The organism is Mycolicibacterium moriokaense, assembly GCF_010726085.1.
Taxonomy (GTDB): Bacteria; Actinomycetota; Actinomycetes; order Mycobacteriales; family Mycobacteriaceae; genus Mycobacterium; species Mycobacterium moriokaense.
Genome location: NZ_AP022560.1, coordinates 914,717 through 934,094, shown reverse-complemented (window position 1 = coordinate 934,094; position 19,378 = coordinate 914,717). Strand labels below are relative to the sequence as shown.

Annotated in this window: 21 protein-coding genes; 12 read left to right on the top strand and 9 right to left on the bottom strand. The window is 66.6% G+C overall.

Annotated features, from left to right (window positions below):
- Nucleotides 1-18: 18 nt before the first annotated feature.
- From G6N43_RS04485 to mgtE, 6 genes are all read left to right on the top strand, one after another.
- The gene (locus tag G6N43_RS04485; RefSeq protein WP_083154804.1) at nt 19-897 is read left to right on the top strand and encodes a class II glutamine amidotransferase domain-containing protein; all 879 of its coding nucleotides are present in this window, start codon (nt 19-21) and stop codon (nt 895-897) included.
- Nucleotides 885-1,574: a GltB/FmdC/FwdC-like GXGXG domain-containing protein gene (locus tag G6N43_RS04480; protein ID WP_083154806.1), complete on the top strand. Its 690-nt coding sequence runs from the start codon at nt 885-887 to the stop codon at nt 1,572-1,574. Before G6N43_RS04485 ends, G6N43_RS04480 begins: the two co-directional genes overlap by 13 nt.
- Complete coding sequence (locus G6N43_RS04475) at nt 1,574-2,902, top strand: FMN-binding glutamate synthase family protein (RefSeq protein WP_083154808.1); 1,329 nt, start codon at nt 1,574-1,576, stop codon at nt 2,900-2,902. Before G6N43_RS04480 ends, G6N43_RS04475 begins: the two co-directional genes overlap by 1 nt.
- A complete protein-coding gene (locus G6N43_RS04470; protein ID WP_083154810.1) occupies nt 2,899-4,095 on the top strand; it encodes an NAD(P)/FAD-dependent oxidoreductase in 1,197 nt (398 codons plus the stop codon). The genes G6N43_RS04475 and G6N43_RS04470 overlap by 4 nt, the downstream gene beginning before the upstream one ends.
- 8 nt (nt 4,096-4,103) lie before the next feature.
- Nucleotides 4,104-4,751 (top strand): helix-turn-helix domain-containing protein, encoded by a 648-nt coding sequence (locus tag G6N43_RS04465; protein ID WP_083154812.1) that lies wholly within the window; start codon nt 4,104-4,106, stop codon nt 4,749-4,751.
- 67 nt (nt 4,752-4,818) lie between these two features.
- Nucleotides 4,819-6,201 carry a magnesium transporter gene (mgtE, locus tag G6N43_RS04460; RefSeq protein ID WP_083154814.1) on the top strand — a complete coding sequence of 461 codons (1,383 nt, stop codon included), beginning with the start codon at nt 4,819-4,821 and terminating at the stop codon, nt 6,199-6,201.
- Between the two features lie 56 nt (nt 6,202-6,257).
- Here mgtE and G6N43_RS04455 read toward each other — a convergent pair whose 3' ends face one another.
- From G6N43_RS04455 to G6N43_RS04445, 3 genes are all read right to left on the bottom strand, one after another.
- Nucleotides 6,258-7,727, bottom strand: coding sequence for a cytosine permease (locus tag G6N43_RS04455; RefSeq protein WP_163657984.1), 1,470 nt, complete (start codon nt 7,725-7,727; stop codon nt 6,258-6,260).
- Nucleotides 7,724-7,882, bottom strand: coding sequence for a hypothetical protein (locus tag G6N43_RS04450; RefSeq protein ID WP_163657982.1), 159 nt, complete (start codon nt 7,880-7,882; stop codon nt 7,724-7,726). The genes G6N43_RS04455 and G6N43_RS04450 overlap by 4 nt, the downstream gene beginning before the upstream one ends.
- 95 nt (nt 7,883-7,977) lie before the next feature.
- Nucleotides 7,978-9,030: an LLM class flavin-dependent oxidoreductase gene (locus G6N43_RS04445; RefSeq protein ID WP_083154818.1), complete on the bottom strand. Its 1,053-nt coding sequence runs from the start codon at nt 9,028-9,030 to the stop codon at nt 7,978-7,980.
- 89 nt (nt 9,031-9,119) lie between these two features.
- Here G6N43_RS04445 and G6N43_RS04440 point away from each other — a divergent pair, with 89 nt between their 5' ends.
- The 3 genes from G6N43_RS04440 (at nt 9,120) to G6N43_RS04430 (ending at nt 13,020) form a co-directional block, all read left to right on the top strand.
- Nucleotides 9,120-10,094, top strand: a complete 975-nt coding sequence (locus G6N43_RS04440; RefSeq protein WP_110810478.1) for an Lrp/AsnC family transcriptional regulator — start codon at nt 9,120-9,122, stop codon at nt 10,092-10,094.
- A gap of 508 nt (nt 10,095-10,602) precedes the next feature.
- Nucleotides 10,603-12,420, top strand: coding sequence for a 2-isopropylmalate synthase (gene leuA, locus G6N43_RS04435; RefSeq protein ID WP_083154820.1), 1,818 nt, complete (start codon nt 10,603-10,605; stop codon nt 12,418-12,420).
- 213 nt (nt 12,421-12,633) lie between these two features.
- On the top strand, nt 12,634-13,020 hold the full coding sequence (locus G6N43_RS04430; RefSeq protein WP_083154821.1) for an SHOCT domain-containing protein: 387 nt from the start codon (nt 12,634-12,636) through the stop codon (nt 13,018-13,020).
- Here G6N43_RS04430 and G6N43_RS04425 read toward each other — a convergent pair.
- Genes G6N43_RS04425 through G6N43_RS04415 form a run of 3 tightly spaced genes read right to left on the bottom strand, consistent with a single transcriptional unit; the run spans nt 13,017 to nt 15,125 of the window.
- On the bottom strand, nt 13,017-13,583 hold the full coding sequence (locus tag G6N43_RS04425; RefSeq protein ID WP_083154822.1) for a TetR/AcrR family transcriptional regulator: 567 nt from the start codon (nt 13,581-13,583) through the stop codon (nt 13,017-13,019). The two genes, G6N43_RS04430 and G6N43_RS04425, sit on opposite strands and share 4 nt — an antisense overlap.
- Complete coding sequence (locus G6N43_RS04420) at nt 13,583-14,035, bottom strand: hypothetical protein (protein ID WP_083154823.1); 453 nt, start codon at nt 14,033-14,035, stop codon at nt 13,583-13,585. The genes G6N43_RS04425 and G6N43_RS04420 overlap by 1 nt, the downstream gene beginning before the upstream one ends.
- A gap of 43 nt (nt 14,036-14,078) precedes the next feature.
- A complete protein-coding gene (locus G6N43_RS04415; protein WP_083155002.1) occupies nt 14,079-15,125 on the bottom strand; it encodes a DEDDh family exonuclease in 1,047 nt (348 codons plus the stop codon).
- A 58-nt stretch (nt 15,126-15,183) separates the two neighbouring features.
- Here G6N43_RS04415 and G6N43_RS04410 point away from each other — a divergent pair, with 58 nt between their 5' ends.
- Together G6N43_RS04410 and G6N43_RS04405 are read left to right on the top strand one after the other, a co-directional pair.
- Complete coding sequence (locus tag G6N43_RS04410; RefSeq protein ID WP_083154824.1) at nt 15,184-16,419, top strand: Mur ligase family protein; 1,236 nt, start codon at nt 15,184-15,186, stop codon at nt 16,417-16,419.
- Nucleotides 16,412-17,128 (top strand): type 1 glutamine amidotransferase, encoded by a 717-nt coding sequence (locus G6N43_RS04405; protein WP_083154825.1) that lies wholly within the window; start codon nt 16,412-16,414, stop codon nt 17,126-17,128. Before G6N43_RS04410 ends, G6N43_RS04405 begins: the two co-directional genes overlap by 8 nt.
- Here the strand turns inward: G6N43_RS04405 and recR are convergent.
- A complete protein-coding gene (gene recR, locus G6N43_RS04400; RefSeq protein ID WP_083154826.1) occupies nt 17,125-17,736 on the bottom strand; it encodes a recombination mediator RecR in 612 nt (203 codons plus the stop codon). The two genes, G6N43_RS04405 and recR, sit on opposite strands and share 4 nt — an antisense overlap.
- Nucleotide 17,737: 1 nt before the next feature.
- Nucleotides 17,738-18,076: a YbaB/EbfC family nucleoid-associated protein gene (locus G6N43_RS04395; protein ID WP_014210482.1), complete on the bottom strand. Its 339-nt coding sequence runs from the start codon at nt 18,074-18,076 to the stop codon at nt 17,738-17,740.
- An 88-nt stretch (nt 18,077-18,164) separates the two neighbouring features.
- On the opposite strand from G6N43_RS04395, the gene G6N43_RS04390 reads away from it, so the two are divergent.
- On the top strand, nt 18,165-18,941 hold the full coding sequence (locus G6N43_RS04390) for an Rv3717 family N-acetylmuramoyl-L-alanine amidase (RefSeq protein WP_234810178.1): 777 nt from the start codon (nt 18,165-18,167) through the stop codon (nt 18,939-18,941).
- Here G6N43_RS04390 and G6N43_RS04385 read toward each other — a convergent pair.
- A complete protein-coding gene (locus G6N43_RS04385) occupies nt 18,938-19,375 on the bottom strand; it encodes an SRPBCC family protein (RefSeq protein ID WP_083154829.1) in 438 nt (145 codons plus the stop codon). The two genes, G6N43_RS04390 and G6N43_RS04385, sit on opposite strands and share 4 nt — an antisense overlap.
- Nucleotides 19,376-19,378 lie beyond the last annotated feature (3 nt).

Below are 19,378 nucleotides of genomic sequence, written 5' to 3'. Positions count from 1 at the left end.
GACGAGAGGATTCGACCGATGTGCGGCATTGTGGGCCTGCACCTGCGCAATCCCGACCTGCACCCGCAGCTCGGGGAGCTGGTGACCGGCATGTTGTGCGAGATGGGCGATCGCGGCAGCGACTCGTCCGGTGTCGCGATCTACGGCGATCCGACGTGGTCGCCACCCGGGCACGGTTGCGTCTCGCTGCTCGAGGTCGACGCGAGCCCGGACGCGGTGGCCGCAACGCTCGGCGTGAACGTCACCCAGCTCGATGCCACGTATCTCCTTACCGCCCAGGGTCCTTCGGAGGAGATCCTCGCCGCCGCGAGGGCGGCCTACCCGGATGCGCTCGTCGCGGGCTTCGGCGCCGACCTCGCAGTCCTCAAGGGTGTCGGCCATCCCCGGGTGCTCACCGAGCGCTGGGGGCTGGCGAAGGCGCAGGGCTGGCAGGGCGTCGGCCACACCAGGATGGCGACCGAGTCGGCGGTGACGCCCGCGGGTTGTCACCCGTACGCGGTCGGGCCCGAGCAGTGCATGGTGCACAACGGGTCGTTCGCCAACCACGCCACCATTCGCCGTGAATTACGCGCGGCCGGAGTGACATTCGACAGCGAGAACGACACCGAGGTCGGTGCTCGCTTCATCGCCAAGCAGCTGGCCGACGGACGGGATGTCGAGGCCGCGCTCAAGGAGCTGTGCGCGGTGTTCGACGGTTTCTACACACTGCTGGTGTCCAACCGGGATTCGTTCGCCGTGGTCCGCGACGCCATCGCATGTAAGCCCGCCGTCATCGCCGAAACCGATGACTGGGTGGCCATGGGTAGCGAATACCGCGCCCTGGCGGGGCTTCCCGGTGTCGAGGCAGCCAGGATCTGGGAACCCGAACCGGAGGTGATCTACGCGTGGCGACGGTGACAGCGACCGCGTTCGACCTGGCGACCACCCCGCTGCGCGAGGTGAACGCCGCACTGCATGCGCCCGGCCTGTCGGGCGACTTCGTCATCGCGCACCCCGACGGCGCACACAACGTCGCGGTCGGCCTCAATGCGCCGATACGGGTGCGGATCGACGGCCACGTCGGCTACTACGCCGCAGGCATGAACCAACAGGCCCACGTCACGATCGAGGGCAATGCGGGCACCGGCGTCGCCGAGAACATGATGAGCGGGACCGTCTGGGTCAAGGGCAGCGCGTCCCAGTCCGCGGGCGCCACGGCACACGGCGGACTACTGGTGATCGAGGGCAGAGCCGCTGCACGGTGCGGCATTTCGATGAAAGGGGTCGACATCGTGGTGGGCGGGGACGTCGGGCACATGAGTGCCTTCATGGCGCAGGCGGGCCGACTCGTCGTGCGCGGAGACGCCGGCGAGGCGCTCGGGGACTCGATCTACGAGGCCCGCCTCTACGTCCGCGGCGACGTCGCATCGCTCGGCGCCGACTGCGTCGCCAAGGAGATGCGGCCGGAACACCACGCCGAACTCGAAGCGCTGCTGGCGGCAGCGGGATTCGATGACGACACCGCCGATTACACCCGCTACGGGTCGGCGCGCTCGCTGTACCACTTCCACGTCGACAACGCGGCGGCCTACTGATGAGCTACACCGCCGACGATCGCGCCCGCTTGGGCCTACGCGAATCAGCCACCTTCGACAGGTCGACGATCGCGGCCATCCACCGCGCCGCCGAGACCGGTATCTACGACATCCGCGGGTGGGGCGCCAAGCGCCCGCTGCCCCACTTCGACGACCTGCTGTTCCTCGGCGCGTCGATGTCACGGTATCCGCTGGAGGGCTACCGCGAGCGGTGCGACACCGATGTGGTGCTCGGCGATCGCCACGCCAAACACCCACTGCACCTTGATATTCCGGTGACCATTGCGGGCATGTCCTTCGGGGCGCTGTCCGGCCCGGCGAAAGAGGCTCTGGGTCGCGGCGCCAGCGAGGTCGGCACGTCCACCACGACGGGAGACGGCGGGATGACCCCCGAGGAACGGGGCCAGAGCAAGTACCTGGTCTACCAATACCTTCCGTCGCGATACGGGATGAATCCCGACGACCTTCGCAAGGCCGACGCGATCGAGGTCGTGCTCGGCCAGGGCGCCAAGCCCGGAGGCGGCGGAATGCTTCTGGGGCAGAAGATCTCGCCACGCGTCGCGGACATGCGCACCCTGCCCGAAGGCATCGATCAACGGTCGGCGTGCCGGCATCCCGACTGGACGGGCCCCGACGACCTGACCATCAAGATCAACGAGCTGCGGGAGATCACGGACTGGGAGAAGCCGATCTACGTCAAGGTCGGCGCCACCCGCACCTACTACGACGTGAAGCTCGCGGTGCATGCGGGTGCCGACGTCGTGGTGGTCGACGGCATGCAGGGCGGCACGGCGGCGACGCAGGAGGTGTTCATCGAGCACGTCGGGATACCGACGCTCGCGGCGGTGCCGCAGGCGGTGCAGGCGTTGCAGGAACTCGGGGTGCATAGAAAGGTCCAGCTGATCGTGTCGGGCGGCATCCGGAACGGCGCCGACGTCGCCAAGGCGCTGGCGTTGGGAGCGGATGCCGTCGCCATCGGCACCGCGGCCCTGATCGCTCTTGGCGACAACCACCCGCGCTACGCCGCCGAATACGAAAAGCTCGGCAGCGCCGCCGGGTTCTTCGACGACTTTCAGGACGGCACCGACCCGGCCGGAATCAGTACGCAGAACCCCGAGCTGGCGGCGCGGTTCGATCCGGTCGAAGGGGGCAGGCGGCTGGCCAATTACCTGCGGGTGCTGACGATGGAGGCGCAGACGATCGCGCGGGCCTGCGGTAAGTCGCACGTCTGCCATCTCGAACCCGAGGACCTGGTGGCCGTCACCATCGAGGCTGCGGCGATGGCCCGCGTTCCGCTGGCCGGCACCGAATGGATTCCGGGCCGATGACGACGACCGCGGATGTGGTGATCGTCGGCGGCGGCATCGAGGGGGCCGCCGCGGCGTGGGCGCTGTCGCAGCGCGGCGTCACGAATGTGATCGTGGCCGAACGCAATACCGTCGCGTCCGGTATGACCGGCAAGTCCAGCGGCATCGTGCGTTGCCACTACGGTGTCAGCTCACTGGCCGCGATGGCGACTGTCGGCCTCGAGGTGTTCGAGAGGGCTCAGGATTTTCTCGGGGATCACGCACTCGATATCGGATTCCGGCAGAGCGGCTATGTGGTCGGGGTCGGCGCAGGTGACGCCGACGCGCTGCGCAAGAGCCTCGCGGCGCAGCGTGCCGTCGGCGTGCAGACCGAGGAGATCGACGCGGCCGAAGTCGCCCGGCTGTGGCCGCATGCGGACCTCACCCCGTTCGAGGCGTTCGCGTGGGAGGCACGCGGCGGCTACGGCGACGCCTACCAGACGGCACAGGCCTTCGCGGTGTCGGCACGGGCGGCCGGTGTGCGGATTCTGCAGGGCGCCAACGTGACCGATCTGCTGATCGACGGCGGCAAGGTCACCGGGGTGCGACTGGCCGACGGCACCGAGATCTCCGCGGGCACCGTTGTGGTCGCGACCGGTGTCTGGACCAAGCCGTTCCTCGCGCCGTACGGCATCGACATGCCCATCCGGGTGGTTCGCGAACAACTCGTGACCATCGCGCCTGGCGTCGAACTGGGCAGTGTGCCGGTATTCTCTGACCTGGTGTCACTGCAATACATTCGCCCGGAACTGGGCGGTGAGCTGCTGTTCGGAAACAGCGATCTGTCCGACGTCGAGGACGCCGACCCCGACGCCTATCTCAACCGCGCCACCGAGGCGTTCGTCGAGAACACCGTCGAACGCGTCGGCACCCGGTTCCCCGGCTTCACCGCGGCCGCCATCACCGGCAGCTACGCCGGCTGCTACGACGTCACACCCGACTGGAACCCGGTCATCAGTAGGACCGACGTCGACGGCCTGGTGATCGCCGCCGGATTCAGTGGCCATGGATTCAAGATCGCGCCGGCCGTCGGGAAGTTGATCGCCGACCTCGTCATCGACGGCCACAGCGGCGACCCGCGCATCCCCGAAACCGACTTCCGGTTGTCGCGGTTCGTCGAAGGCGACCTGCTCACGAGTCCATATCCGTATTCCGGTGCCGGACAGATGCGTTGACGTGAGCCATGTCTGACGTCCCGCTGCTGCGCAACCAGTCCGGCACCGCGCGTGACCGCGATCCGCAGGCGCCGCTCGAGGAGCTGGAGCTGGAGGCAGCAATCGGACGGAACGTCCGCCAGCTGCGCCTTCAGAACGGGCTGACGGTCGCGGAAATGGCTGCGCGCGTGGGCATTTCGAAAGCGATGTTGTCGAAGATCGAGAACGCTCAGACGTCGTGTAGCCTGAGCACCTTGGCCCTGTTGGCCAACGGTCTCGACGTCCCGGTGACCAGCCTGTTCCGAGGCGCCGATGTCGAGCGTCCCGCGGCGTTCGTGACCGCGGGCACGGGCGCGCGCATCGTGCGCAACGGCACCAAGGAAGGCCACGAGTACCAACTGCTGGGGTCGTTGCGCGGCGAGCACAAGCGCCTGGAATGTCTGCACGTCACCCTCTCGGCGAAGAGCCAGACCTATCCGCTGTTCCAGCATCCGGGGACGGAGTTCATCTACATGCTGGAGGGCGTCATGGACTACAGCCACAGCCGCTCGGTGTACCGGCTGAACCCGGGTGACTCGCTGCAGTTCGACGGTGAGGGCGCTCACGGGCCCGTCGACCTGGTGGAGGTGCCGATCCGGTTCCTCTCGGTGATCGCGTTCCCCGACTCACAGCTCTGACGCGCCTCACTTCGCGGGGCTTCCCACGGTAGTTTTCCCTGCAGCGACGCAGAGCGAGGGAGTATCCATGGCCCCAGACACCGATCGGACCGGTTCGATCAGTTTGCGTCAGGCGATCGACCTGCAGACACCGAAGGCTCTGGAGCTGTGGCTGGACGTCGTCGGCGATCCCGCCGAACGCGCCTACGAGCTGTCGCGGCTGTCCTCCGCGGACCGGCGCCGTCTCGGCGCGGGACTCGATACCGAAGTCGGCCGCCAGTTGCTCGGAGGAGTCGACTTCCATCTGGCCGCCAAAGTCGTGAAGTCATTGCCCGTTCCGCAGGCCGCCGAAATGCTGGCCACCCTCGATACCAACCATGCGGTCAGGATTCTGCGTCGATTCGAGCACGACTCCAGAGACGCGCTACTCTCCGCGATGCCGATCGAACGGGCCAAGACCCTGCGCAAGATGTTGGCGTGGCCACCGCATTCGGTCGCTGCCCATATGTCGCCGGAACCACTGGCGCTCGGCCCGACGGCGACCGCCGAGGAGGCGGTGGCGCACATCCGTCAGCGGATCGCCGAGCAACCCAAGGACGCCCACACCGGCAACTGCGTCTACGTCACGGATTCCGACCACCAGCTGCTCGGCGCCGTTCCGTTCCGCAACCTGGTTGTCGCGCAGGCCGATCGACCTGTGGCCGACTTGATGGAAGCCGACGTCGTCACCGTCGCACCGCTGACCGAGGCCGAGCATGCCGCCCAAATGTTCGTAGGCCGGCGCCTGGAGGAGCTCGCGGTGGTCGACGGTGACAACCGACTGCTCGGAATCCTCACCGAAGACCAAGCGCTGGACATCATCGAGGAGGAGACCACAGAGGACGCTGAAAAGCAGGGTGGCTCAACGCCACTCGAGGTACCCTACCTCCGCGCTTCACCGTGGTTGCTGTGGCGTAAGCGAATCGTCTGGCTACTCGTGCTGTTCGTCGCAGAGGCCTACACCGGTACCGTGTTGCGCGCTTTCGAGGACGAGATGGAGGCCGTCGTCGCCCTCGCGTTCTTCATCCCGCTGTTGATCGGCACCGGCGGTAACACCGGCACTCAGATCACCACCACTCTCGTTCGCGCCATGGGAATGGGTCAGGTCCGATTCCGAGACCTGCCCGCTGTCGTCGCGAAAGAGATGTCCACCGGCATGCTGCTCGCCATCGCGATGGCGTTCGCAGCGTTGATCCGAGCATGGACGCTCGGCGTCGGTCCGCAGATCACGCTCACGGTCACACTGACCGTCGCCGCCATCGTGTTGTGGTCGGCGTTCGTCTCATCGATACTCCCGCTGGTGCTCAAGAAGGCGCGGGTCGACCCCGCGGTGGTGTCCGCACCGATGATCGCCACGATCGTGGACGGCACCGGCCTGATGATCTACTTCGTCATCGCCCACGCGACTCTGCCCCAGCTGGCGGGACTGTAAGCAACCGCGCTTGACACTCCCGCTCGAGACAGGGAGGTCTCGAGCCATTCGTCAAATCAGACGGCGGGTTCCGTGGACAGGTCGGCCTCGGTGTCGGCCGCGGTGGTGCGGCCGTAGCCGCCGATCCCGCTGGGGCGCAGGAACAGCAGCGCACCGACCAGGTACACCACCCCGGACACGAACGCCGCCGGGAACGACGCGGTCAGGAACTGAAACGGCGGGCGGTATACGTAGGTGACCGGGTCGAGCAGATAGATGTAGGTCACCACACCGGCGGCCAGTGCCGCGAAGCCCACCGGGTTGAACCCGGCCACGTAGTAGTAGGACGAGGTCTTGTCCCGCAGGAACAGCGACTGCACCTCAAAACGCTGGCCTCGCAACAGATACCAGTCGACAATCTGGATGCCGCACATCGGGGCGAACGCCACTCCGAGGAACGCCACGAAGACCGTGAAGAACGTCTCGGCGGAGTTGGCGAAGAACCCGACGATGATCATCGCCGGCACCGAAACCCAGAAGATCGTCCACTTCCACGACAGGCGAGACGCCCCGGGCAGCTGCCGCACCGCCAGGCTGGAGGCGTAGACGCCCATCATCGCGGTGCCGATGTTGGCGATCAGCAGGAACACCAGCATGATGCCGCCGATCACCACGCCGCCCTGGCTGACCAGGAACGACGTCGGGTCGCCCGCGGAGTCCTCGACGACCAGGCCGGTGTACAGACCGGTCAGCGAGCCGATTCCGACACCCAGGCCGAAGCCGATGACCACCGGCCACAGCGAGGTGCGAGCGCTGGGGTTGGTGCGCACGATCGCGCCGACGTAGGCCCACCAGGACAGGTTGGAGGCGATCAGCACCTCCAACGCGCTGGCCCAGTTGCCGGCAGCGTCGTCGTAGGGGGCGACGGCCACTGCGTCGAGTACACCGGCCACACCCACCCGCTGCACCAACAGCAGCAGCACCACCAAGCTCATCGCCGCGACGATCACCGCGATAACCGGGCCGCGGCTGCGCACGTACTCGGGACCCTTGCGGATCAGCGCCAGCACCAGGAACACCGCGGCGACGCCGACGATGCCCACACACCAGCTTCGGTAGCGCTCGTCCAACACGCCGAACGAGATGAGCAACTCGGCGAGGGCCCGGCCCTTGTAGATGAACAGGATGATGCTCCAGCCCATCGCCGAGCAGTACACCAGCAGCAGCGATAGGTACGAGCCGCGGGGGCCGAGCTGGGCGCGGCTGGCCACCACCGAGTCGATACCGTACTTGGCGCACATCGGCAGGGTGGCCAGCGTCACCAGCAGGATGCCGAGCAGCGCTCCTGCCAGCGTGGCGAAGGTGCCGGCGCCGGCGTTGAGGTAGTAGGCGACGAAACCACCGATGGAGAAGCACCAGGTGGCCATCGCCGCGGAGAACGCCGCCAGGAAGATCGCGACCTTGCCGAACCCCCGCTCGGAGCGCAGCAGGGGCCAGCCGTTCTCCTCGGCCAACTGATAGCTGCCGAGCGAGGTGGTGGCGGTCACAGCGCCACCCCCACGATCACCAGCAGGACCGGGACGACGATCGTCGCGACCGCGAACCATACGTAGTCACGCGCGAGCAGTGGCTCACCCTGGACGTCGCCGTCCTCGATGGCACGGCAGCGCGCCGCCAGTTCGGGCCGAAGCGTGTTGGGCATGTCTTGTTTCCTTATCTGTCTTTATCTGTCTTTATCTGTCTTTATCTGTCGATATCTGTCGATATCTGTCGATGGGGGGTGGGGGCTAAGCCCCGTCAGCGCACGGCCGGGATGACTTCGTGTCCGATCAGTTCGAGCGAGCGCTTGATGTTCTCGTGGCCGACGCCGTCGATGCGCAGCACCACCTCGTCGACGCCAATCTCTTCGAGGCGTCGCAGCCGCTCGATGAAATCGCCGGGGGTGCCGATCATCACCGACGGCGTGTACTCGCACAGCCAGTCCAGGTCGTCCTGGTGCGCGATGAGCTGGTCGAGCGTCTCGAGATACGTGTATCCCGGCTGCTTCGACAGCGGGATATAGAGGTCGAGGATGAACTTGAAGTAGCCCATCGCCTTCTCGCGGGCGATCTCGCGAGCCTGCTTGCGGTCCTCGGCGCAGAATGCGGTCGCCACGAACAACCCACGGAAGTCGTTAGGGGCCAACACATTCGAGTGGTCGGCGCTGTCGAACGCCGTCAGGTAGGCGTCCATACACTCCTGCAGGTAGTCGAAGCCGAAGTAGTTGTCGAAGGTGACCACCCCGATGCCACGCTCACCGGCGATCGTGTGGGTCTGCACGCTGGAGGCCGCCACCGACAGCGGCAGGTGCGGCTTGGTGTACGGCTTAGGCACCACCTCGACGGGCGGGATCTTCCAGATCGGGCCGTCGTGCTCGAGCTTGTCGGCGGTCATCGCCTTGAGCAGCACCGCCATCCCGTCTTCCCACTGCTCGCGGGTGGTGGCTGGGTCGACTCCAAACGCCCCAAGGGTGGTGAGGTTGTTGGACCGTGCGGTGCACAACTCGGCGCGGCCGTGGGAGACGATGTCGAGCGTGGCCATCCGCTCGGCGACCAGGATCGGATGGTTCCACTTCAGCATGACCGCAGCCATGATGCGCAGCTTGATGTTCTTGGTACGCATCGCAATCGCCGAGTAGAGCACCTCGGGGGCGGCGACGGAGAAGTTCGGCGGGCTGAAGTGCTGCTCGGACGTGCCCCAAGTGGAGAACCCCAGCTCGTCGGCCAGCGCCACCTCCTCAATCAGCTGGTGGTAGCGCTCGTAGGCGTTGGTACCGGTCAGGTCACCTTCCTGCAGCAGTCCTACGCGCATCGTGTGATCTCCTCTGGTGCGGTTGCGGTCGCCCCGGGCGGAGGCGTCCGGTCTTGTAGGGTTTTCGGCATGGCCACAAGGCTGCGCAGTTGACTGACGGCCTGAACCCCAGCGACCTCGAACTGATCGATTACCTGCAGCTCGACGGCCGGATGCCGTTCACGGAGCTGGCACGCCGAACGGGGGTGACCGAGAAGACGGTCCGGCGTCGCGTCGCGCGTCTGCTGAGTTCCCGGTTCATCACGATCGCTGCGGTGACGGACCCCAGCGCGCTCGGATTCGACTGCATGGCACTGGTTTTGATCACCGTCGACGGGTCCCGCCGACCGGTGCACATTGCCGAGGAGCTGGTCGCGCTGCCCGAGGTCGACTACGTCACGGTGACCACCGGTGAGTTCGCCCTGCAGGCCGAGGTGATCTGCACCGACAAGCAGGAGCTCTATGACATCGCCTTCGGCACCATCGGATCCGTCGCCGGGGTGGCGTCGGTCGAGGTGCTGCCATATCTGCGGTTGCACTACCAGCAGGCCCGCCACTCCGGGGCGCCCAGCGAGGCCGGGGGTGTGCGGCCCAAGCTGCTCGACGACACCGACCGCGCCATCCTGACCGAGCTCGCCGTCGACGGGCGGGCGTCCTTCCGGGACTTCGCCACCCGGCTCGGGGTGTCGGAGGCGACGGTCCGGCAGCGCTACGCCAAGCTCGTCGACTCCGGCGCCGCCCGGGTGATGTGCATCGTCAACCCGCTGCGGCTCGGCTATCGGAGCACCAGCTGGATCGGGATCCGCATCGGCGAGAAGGGCCGCGCTCAGGACGTCGCCGAGGCCCTGACCCGGCTGTCGGCCGTGTCTTACGTCGCGATCACCGCGGGCCGGTTCGACTTGATCGCCGAAGTGGTCGCCAAGACCGAGGAAGTCCTGCTGGCAGTGGTCGACGACCAGATCCGCACGATCGAAGGCGTTGCCGCGGTGGACATCTGGATGTATCTCACCCTCTTCTACAAGGCCGTGCGGCCCCGTCGTGCGGAAGGATCCGGCGGTCATGACAACGACGTCCACACGGTCTGAGTGCCCAAGTACTTCTCCAGACCCTCTGGGCCGCAACCCCTTCCGATCCGCGAGCCCTTGACTCCACGGAACGCGGTGAGGCCGTCGTCCAGCGAGTCGAACGGCTGCACCACGTAACGACGCAGTTGTCATGGATCTCCTTGGATTTCGGGGGCGTCGCGACGGGCGCGGCGGGCGCGCCGGGTCCGGACCAAGTGACCGCGGTGTCGTTATGCGTAAACTTGCCACGGTTCAGGACCGAAATGCGTATTTAAATTCGTTGTGACTGCAATCCCCAGAGGGACGCGAGCATTCTGTGAGGTATGGAGTTCCGGCCGAGGGTGAGCGCTCGGAGGGCCACCGGGCCCGGAGGGGATTTGGTTGGCCGCCCGGGTTGGGAGTACAGTTTTTGCCGTGCAGCGGGTGCTCCTTCTCGGCAGCCGCGACGGGGTCTGATCAGACCGGCTTCCCGTCGCGGGTGTTCGCGATGCGCCGGTCGTGATTCCATCGACAACCCGGAGCAACCATCGTGACCACCTTCTCTCGACCCGCACCAGATTCACCTGACGCCTTCTCGTCGGTCCGCACTCTGACCAAACCCGCAGGTCCGCCCAACCCCGGCCAGCCCGCGTGGAACACCCAGCGCGGCTCGTCGATGCCCATCAGCCGGTATCGCCCCTTCGCCGAGGAGGTCGAGCCCGTCACGCTGCCCGACCGCACGTGGCCCGACAAGGTCGTCGACCGCGCCCCCATGTGGTGTGCCGTGGACCTGCGCGACGGCAACCAGGCCCTGATCGACCCGATGAGCCCACAGCGCAAGCGCCGCATGTTCGACCTGCTGGTGCGGATGGGCTACAAGGAGATCGAGGTCGGCTTCCCGTCGGCCAGCCAGACCGACTTCGACTTCGTCCGCGAGATCATCACCGACGGCGCCATCCCCGACGACGTCACCATCCAGGTCCTGACGCAGTGCCGCCCGGAGCTGATCGAGCGGACGTTCGAGGCCTGCGAGGGCGCGCCGCGGGCGATCGTGCACTTCTACAACTCGACCTCCATCCTGCAGCGACGGGTCGTGTTCCGCGCCGACCGCGAGGCGGTGAAGAAGATCGCCACCGACGGCGCCCGCATGTGCGTCGAGGAGGCGAAGAAGTACCCCGGGACGCTGTGGCGCTACGAGTACTCGCCGGAGTCCTACACCGGCACCGAACTGGAGTACGCCGTGGACGTCTGCAACGCGGTCGCGGAGATCATCGAGCCCACCCCCGAGGTGCCGCTGATCGTGAACCTGCCCGCCACTGTAGAGATGGCCACGCCGAACGTGTACGCCGATTCGATCGAGTGGATGAACCGGCATCTGACCCCGCGCGACTCCATCATCCTGAGCCTGCATCCGCACAACGACCGCGGAACCGCCGTCGCCGCAGCGGAATTGGGCTATCAGGCCGGGGCCGACCGGATCGAGGGCTGCCTGTTCGGCAACGGCGAGCGCACCGGCAACGTATGCCTGGTCACGCTGGGCATGAACCTGTTCTCGCGCGGCGTCGACCCCCAGATCGACTTCTCCAACATCGACGAGATCCGTCGCACGGTGGAGTACTGCAACCAGCTGCCGGTGCACGAACGCCACCCGTACGGCGGCGATCTGGTGTACACCGCCTTCTCCGGCAGCCACCAGGACGCGATCAACAAGGGTCTGGACGCCATGAAGGTGTCCGCCGACGAGCAGGACGCCGATGTCGACGACATCCTGTGGCAGGTCCCGTATCTGCCGATCGACCCGCGCGACGTCGGCCGCACGTATGAGGCTGTCATCCGGGTGAATTCGCAATCCGGCAAGGGCGGCGTCGCCTACATCATGAAGGCCGACCACGGCCTGGCTCTGCCCCGGCGGCTGCAGATCGAGTTCTCCCAGGCGATCCAGAAGATCACCGACGGCGAGGGCGGCGAGGTCTCGCCGAAGGAGATGTGGGATGTCTTCGCCGAGGAGTACCTGGCGCCGATCCGGCCGCTGGAGCGCATCCGCCAGAAGGTGACCGCGTCCGAGGTGGACGGCGGCATCGACACCATCGAGGCGGTGGTGAAGGTGGACGGCGTCGAGCGCGAGATCGTCGGCGCGGGCAACGGTCCGCTCGCGGCGTTCGTCGACGCACTCGGTGCCATCGGCATCGAAGTCAATGTGCTGGATTACTCCGAACACGCGCTGTCCGCGGGTGAGGAGGCCCAGGCCGCCGCCTACGTCGAGGCCTCCATCAACGGCAAGACGGTATGGGGCGTGGGCATCGCGACGTCGATCACCACTGCGTCGCTTCGGGCCGTGGTGTCGGCCGTCAATCGCGCGTCACGCTAGCCACCGAGGAAGGCACTCAGCACGCGGTCCACAAGACCGCCATCGACCTGCGAGGTTGCGCGACACACACCCGTTGCGCATCCTGCTGAACACGCCTGCCTCGTGTCGAGGTGAAGCCGGCGGTGTCCGTAATCACACCGCCGGCTTCACCTGTAAGTAAACTGACTGGCGCGCAAACAAATTGCACATGTGACCGTCGACGAAGGAGCGGGCATGGACTGGGGTTCAACGTGGGATTTCCTCTGGCACTTCCTCATCATCTTCGGGTGGATCGCGTATCTGATTGTGCTGTTTCAGATCCTCACCGACCTGTTCTGGCGCGACCATGAAACATCCGGTGTCGTGAAGGCCATCTGGGTGTTCTTTCTGATCGTCTTCCCATGGATCACGGCACTGATCTACCTGTTGGCCCGAGGTAAGGGCATGGCGCAGCGGGCACATGCCGCGGCAGTCGCGGCCCAAAAGGCGGCCGACGAATACATCAGAGAGGCCGCGGGGCGCTCGCCGGCGCAGGAGATCGCAGACGCGAAGGCGCTCTTGGAAGCCGGCACGATTACGCAGGCCGAGTTCGACAGCCTGAAGGCGAAAGCGCTTTCCTAGTCGGGGAAGACGCTCAACAGTCGGTCCACCAGACCGTCGACGTCCTGGGTGCCCGGCTCGGGCGCGAGCGTCAAGTTGCTGAACGCAAGCCCGTTGAGCAGCCTGGCGAGTTCGTCCATCCGCTCCGGCGCCGGGGTGAAGCCCGCCGCCTCGAATATGAGCGTCGCCGACTTCACCGCGGCGGCCTGGAGTTCACGCATCATCGGCTGCAACTCCGGGCGTCGTGTGCTTTCCATGAAGAGCTCGAATCGGGCCAGCGTCCAGCGGCGCGCCTGCTCATCGGGCTCAAGCATGCGAATCATCAATGCTTTCAACGCATCCCGGCTCAGCGGACCGACGGCCGACTGCAGCATTTCGACCCGCTGCCAGTGCAGGTCGACGGTGCGGGCCGCCGTCGCCTCCAGCAACGCCTGCCGGGTGCGGAAGTAGTTTGACGTGGTGCCCGCCGGTACACCGGCGCGGCTGTCGACCTGGCGATGCGTGAGACCCCCGACGCCGTCATCGCAGAGGATGTCGATGGCGGCGTCGAGGATCTGGTTGCGGCGCTCTGGATTGGGCGGCATCAGTTCCTATATTGCAGCTTGGCGAAAAGGGTGAGGAACGCCGGGTACACGACGATCAGCAGGAACCAGCTGAACCACATCGGGAACCACGTCATCAGGGTCGTGTCCCAGATGATGTAGCTGCAGTAGATGTGTAGCGGCACACTGCCCGCGATGTAGATGACCGAGGCGGTGAACAGCGCTCGCTGCCGCTTGCTGGTGAACACGACGCGATGCTTGGCGAGCAACAGGATTCCGGTGATGCCCGCATAGCTCATCGGCACGAGCAGGATCTTGTCGGTCGTCGGCGTCACGACGTACGTCATGGCGAAGTCGTCGCCGAAGATGACCCGCAGCACGTGGAGGAGCACACCCAGCGAGATGGTCAGCGCGGCGGCCTCGCGGTAGAAGTAGCCGCGCCGGTGAAGCGTGTCCTTGAAGGACTCATGTACTACGCTTGTAGTGGTATTCATGAGCGCACAGTATCACTACATACGTAGTGGTTACAAGGGGGTCCTAGAAGAGCGCCATCTGCTGGCCGCCCAGCGTGGCGTCGGCGAATTCCTCGACGGTGCTGCCGCCCACGACGGCGTCGAGTTGGCTCATGAAATCGGCGTCGGTGATGGACGGAATGCCCAGTTCACGGGCCTGATAGCCCTTGCCTTGCTCGGGATTGGCCTCGTTGCAGATGATGACGGAGGTCTCGATGTCGACGGCATCCGCGTACGACAGCCCGGCGTGCAGAATCCGCTCGACGAGCTCCTCATGGGTGCGGTCGACCTCGGCCGCCAGCGCGACCCGCATGCCCTGGACCAACGGCCGGCCTGCGACGTAACGGCCGGGGTTGACGTACGGGCATGGCAGCCGGGCCGCCAACATCTTCAGCGGTCGCAGTTCCTCGTGTGTCACTTGTCCGTTCGGCCACTCGCGCCGCGACAGCGGACGAACCGGCAACCACACCTTGCGTTCCCGCGCGCGCACCAAAACGGGCTTGAGGATCTGCGCGAGCACCATCGCGTCGTCGAGGGCATCGTGTGGCTTCAGCTGCGTGATACCCCAATGTGCGGCAAGGGTTTCCAGGCGCAGGTTCTCGGTTCCCAGCTCTAGTCGACGAGCCAGCTCGACGGTGCACATCGCGCTGTCAATGGGCAGTTCCGCCTCGACCATTTCGGCTTCGGCGGTCAGGAACGAGTAGTCGAAGCCGACGTTGTGCGCCACCAGGGTGCGGTCGCGCAGCAGGTCGACCAGATCGCCGACGATGTCGCCGAAACAGGGCTGGCCCTCCAGCATCTCGGCGGTCAGGCCGTGGACGTGGGTGGGTCCGGGGTCGACGCCGGGATTGAGCAGTGTGTAGAGGCTCTGCTCGACGTTGCCGTCGTCGCCGAGAGCCAGGGCCGCGATGCTGATGATCCGCGCATGCCCCGGGTGGAAACCGGAGGTCTCCACGTCCACGACGGCCCAGCCTGTGCCATCTTCAGTTGCCGGCCGGCCCCAGGAGCCGGGCCGACGACTTTCGGCACCTGTTTGGCTCACGTTTTCGAGGATGGCACGAACGGGTGACATCACAGGATCACTCGACAGCGTGTCGGGCACCTGCTTCTGCCCTCTTAGACTGCCGGGGATGATCACCATTCGCGGACGAGTCGCCCTGGCGGCCGGAGCCGGGGCGCGTTGGGCGTCGCGGGTCACCGGTCGCGGTGCCGGCGCGATGATCGGTGGTCTGGTCGCGATGTCGCTGGACAAGTCGATACTGCGCCAGCTCGGTGAGGGCCGTCGCACGACGATCGTGACCGGTACGAACGGTAAATCGACCACCACGCGGATGACCGCGGCGGCGCTGAGCACCGTCGGGGCCGTCGCCACCAACGCCGAGGGCGCGAACATGGACGCCGGGCTGGTCGCAGCCCTCGCGGGCGCGCGTGACGCGACGTTGGCGGCGCTCGAAGTGGACGAGATGCACGTCCCGCATGTGGCCGACGCCCTCGATCCCGCCGTGATCGTGCTGCTGAACCTGTCCCGGGATCAGCTCGATCGCGTCGGTGAGATCAATCACATCGAGCGGACTCTCCGCCGCGGTCTCGCGCGGCATCCTTCGACGGTGGTGATCGCGAATTGCGACGACGTGCTGATGACGTCCGCCGCGTACGACAGCCCGAACGTGGTCTGGGTGGCCGCAGGCGCCGGATGGGCGAACGATTCGGTGAGCTGCCCGCGCTCGGGTGAGGTGATCGTGCGCGACGGCAATCACTGGTATTCGACGGGAACGGATTTCAAACGTCCGTCACCGCAGTGGTGGTACGACGACACTCACATCTACGGGCCTCACGGTGTGACGTTACCGATGGAGCTGGCGCTGCCCGGAAACATCAACCGCGGCAATGCGACTCAGGCCGTCGCCGCTGCAGTTACGCTCGGCGCCGACCCAGCCGCCGCGGTGGCCGCCGTGTCTGGTGTCGACGAGGTCGCGGGCCGCTACAGCACGGTGTCGCTGGGGCAGCACACGGTGCGGATGCTACTGGCCAAGAACCCGGCGGGCTGGCAGGAGGCGCTGTCGATGGTCGACACCAACGCGGGCTCTGTGGTGATCTCGGTGAACGGTCAGGTGCCCGACGGCGAGGACCTGTCGTGGCTGTGGGACGTCAACTTCGAGCATTTCGTCGACAAACCCGTTGTCGCCGCCGGTGAACGGGGTACCGATCTCGCGGTGCGGCTGGGCTACGCGGGCGTCGAACACACGTTGGTGCACAACGCCGTTGAGGCGATCACGTCCTGCCCACCGGGGCACGTCGAGGTCGTCGCCAATTACACGGCGTTCCTGTCCCTGCAACGAACGTTCGGGAGGGCCGGCCGTGCGTGAGTCGGCGGTGCGCATCGGGCTGGTCCTGCCCGACGTGATGGGAACCTATGGGGACGGCGGCAATTCGGTCGTGTTGCGCCAACGCCTGCGCTTGCGCGGCTTCGACGCGGAGATCGTCGAGATCACGCTGGCCGATGCGGTGCCCACCGAGTTGGACCTGTACACCCTTGGCGGAGCTGAGGATTACGCGCAGCGGCTGGCCACCAGGCACCTGCAGCGGTATCCGGGTCTGCAGCGCGCCGCAGAGCGGGGTGCGCCGGTGCTCGCGATCTGCGCGGCGATCCAGGTGCTGGGCCACTGGTATGAGACGTCGTCGGGTGAGCGGGTCGACGGCGTCGGGATGCTCGATGTGACGACGTCCCCGCAGGACAAGCGGACGATCGGTGAAGTGGTGTCGCAGCCGCTCATCCCCGAACTGTCCGAACGCTTGACGGGTTTCGAGAACCACCGCGGCGGAACGGTATTGGGCCCTGCCGCGCAGCCGTTGGCGCGGATCATCAGCGGGGCGGGCAATCGTGCGGGCGACGGCTTCGACGGCGCGGTGCAGGGAAGTGTCGTCGCCACGTACTTGCACGGGCCGTGTCTGGCGCGCAACCCGCAGCTCGCGGACTATCTACTTTCGCGCGTGGTCGGGGATCTCGCCCCGTTGCAGATCGACGAGGTCGACCTGTTGCGCACGGAGCGTCTCTCCGCACCCCGGCGCGTCTAGGCCATTGCGCGACGGCCCGCGAGCGCGCGGCCCAGCGTCAACTCATCCGCGAACTCGAGGTCCCCACCCATCGGTAGCCCGGACGCGATCCGCGTCACCGTGAGTCCCGGGATGTCGCGCAGCATCCGCACCAGATAGGTCGCCGTCGCCTCGCCCTCGGTGTTCGGGTCGGTCGCGATGATCACCTCGGTGATCTCCACACCGTCCACCCGTTCGCCAATCCTGTTCAGCAGCTCACGGATTCGCAGCTGTTCGGGCCCGACGCCGGACAACGGATCCAACGCCCCACCCAGTACGTGATACCTGCCGCGGAACTCCCGGGTCCGCTCGACGGCCTGCACGTCCTTGGGTTCCTCGACGACGCACACCACGGAGCCGTCGCGACGGGTGTCGGAACAGATGCGACACCGGTCGTCGTCGGAGACGTTGCCGCACACGGCGCAGAACTTGACCCCGTCGCGCACCTTGTTCAATACGGCCGTGAGCCGGTCGATGTCCGGCGGCTCGACGGACAACAGGTGGAATGCGATCCGCTGCGCACTCTTCGGACCGATGCCCGGCAGCTTGCCGAGCTCGTCGATCAGATCCTGGACCGGCCCCTCGAACAACTCAGATTCCCGGCAGTCCCATGTCGCCCATTCCACCCGCCAACGGGCCGAGACGGTCGTGCGCCAGGATCGTCACCTGTTTCGACGCGTCGGCGATCGCTCCGACGACGAGATCCTGCAGCGTCTCCACGTCCTCCGGATCGACCACCTTCGGGTCGATCCGCACCGCGATCACCTCGCCGCTGCCCTTCATCGTCACCTGCACCAGACCACCGCCCGCCTGGCCGTTGACCTCGGCGGCGGCCAGCGCGGCCTGCGCCTCCATCAGCTGCTGCTGCACCTGTTGCGCCTGGGCCAACAGCGCCGACATATCGGGCTGGCCACTACCACCGGGTTGCATGACGATCCCCTTGCGTATTGGTCTCGACTTGATTGCTTCGTCGGGTCGAGCTTCAACAGTAGTCGGGGTCAGCGCTACGGTGGCGCCCGTGCATCCCCGCCTGCGTGTCGGTACCACGAGAGCACTGCGGTCCAGCGCCGCGGTGGCGACCGGACTGCTCGTCGCCGCATCGACGCTAGTCAGCCCGGCCTTGCCGGTCTCGCACGCGGCGCCGGCCAATATCGCAGGCAAGATCGTGTTCCTCGATCCAGGCCACAACGCCGTCAACGACGAGTCCATCAGCCGCCAGGTGCCGACCGGCCGCGGCGGCACCAAGGACTGCCAGGCCAGCGGCACGTCCACCGACGACGGCTACGCCGAGCACGCGTTCACGTGGGAGACCACGCTGCGCATCCGCCAGGCCCTGACCGCGCTCGGCGTCCGCACCGCGATGTCACGCGGCGACGACAACAGCGTCGGCCCCTGCGTCGACCAACGCGCCGCCCTGGCCAACTCGGTGAAGCCCGACGCGATCATCAGCATCCACGCCGACGGCGGGCCGGCCAACGGCCGAGGCTTCCACGTCCTGTACTCATCGCCGCCGCTCAACGAGGCGCAGGCCGGGCCCGCGGTGCGACTCGCGACCGTCATGAAGGACCAGCTGCAGGCCTCGGGCCTTGTCCCGTCGACCTACATCGGCACGGGCGGCCTGAATCCGCGCTCCGACATCGCCGGGCTCAACCTCGCCCAGTACCCGGCGATCCTGATAGAGCTGGGCAACATGAAGAACCCCGCGGATTCGGCGCTGATGAAGACGCCCGAGGGTCGGCAGAAGTACGCCGACGCCGTGGTGCGCGGTATCGCCGGCTTCCTGGGTTCGAGCTAGCCCTCGACCTGCTTCTTCAGGTTCGCCAGCACCTCGTCCTGAATCTTGCGCAGTCCCAGCGGGGCGAACGTCTTCTCGAAGAAGCCGCCGATGCCGCCCGCACCCTTCCACGACGTCTTGACCGTCACCGACGAGCCCTCGCCTGCGGGCGCGACCGTCCAGTTCGTGATCATCGACGAGTTGGAGTCCTTCTCGATGACGGTGTGGCCGGCCACGTCGACCGTGGCCTTGACGTCGCGCACCCGCGACTTGGTGGCCTGCAGCTTCCAGGTGACCACCGTGCCGGCCCCCTGGCCGCCCTCGAGCACTTCGTACGCGCTGTAGTGCGAGGAGAGGATCTTGGGCCGCACGTGGACATAGTCGGCGACAGCCGCCAACACGGTGTCGGGCGCGGCGTCAATCAGGACGGTGCTGGACGCGCTGACCTGTCCCATCGG

Coding starts and splice junctions, on each gene's coding strand:
- G6N43_RS04485 (WP_083154804.1), top strand. CDS start 19: ATGTGCGGCATTGTGGGCCTGCACCTGCGCAATCCCGACCTGCACCCG.
- G6N43_RS04475 (WP_083154808.1), top strand. CDS start 1,574: ATGAGCTACACCGCCGACGATCGCGCCCGCTTGGGCCTACGCGAATCA.
- G6N43_RS04470 (WP_083154810.1), top strand. CDS start 2,899: ATGACGACGACCGCGGATGTGGTGATCGTCGGCGGCGGCATCGAGGGG.
- G6N43_RS04465 (WP_083154812.1), top strand. CDS start 4,104: ATGTCTGACGTCCCGCTGCTGCGCAACCAGTCCGGCACCGCGCGTGAC.
- mgtE (WP_083154814.1), top strand. CDS start 4,819: ATGGCCCCAGACACCGATCGGACCGGTTCGATCAGTTTGCGTCAGGCG.
- G6N43_RS04450 (WP_163657982.1), bottom strand. CDS start 7,882: ATGCCCAACACGCTTCGGCCCGAACTGGCGGCGCGCTGCCGTGCCATC.
- G6N43_RS04445 (WP_083154818.1), bottom strand. CDS start 9,030: ATGCGCGTAGGACTGCTGCAGGAAGGTGACCTGACCGGTACCAACGCC.
- G6N43_RS04430 (WP_083154821.1), top strand. CDS start 12,634: ATGGACTGGGGTTCAACGTGGGATTTCCTCTGGCACTTCCTCATCATC.
- G6N43_RS04425 (WP_083154822.1), bottom strand. CDS start 13,583: ATGCCGCCCAATCCAGAGCGCCGCAACCAGATCCTCGACGCCGCCATC.
- G6N43_RS04420 (WP_083154823.1), bottom strand. CDS start 14,035: ATGAATACCACTACAAGCGTAGTACATGAGTCCTTCAAGGACACGCTT.
- G6N43_RS04415 (WP_083155002.1), bottom strand. CDS start 15,125: ATGTCACCCGTTCGTGCCATCCTCGAAAACGTGAGCCAAACAGGTGCC.
- G6N43_RS04410 (WP_083154824.1), top strand. CDS start 15,184: ATGATCACCATTCGCGGACGAGTCGCCCTGGCGGCCGGAGCCGGGGCG.
- G6N43_RS04395 (WP_014210482.1), bottom strand. CDS start 18,076: ATGCAACCCGGTGGTAGTGGCCAGCCCGATATGTCGGCGCTGTTGGCC.
- G6N43_RS04385 (WP_083154829.1), bottom strand. CDS start 19,375: ATGGGACAGGTCAGCGCGTCCAGCACCGTCCTGATTGACGCCGCGCCC.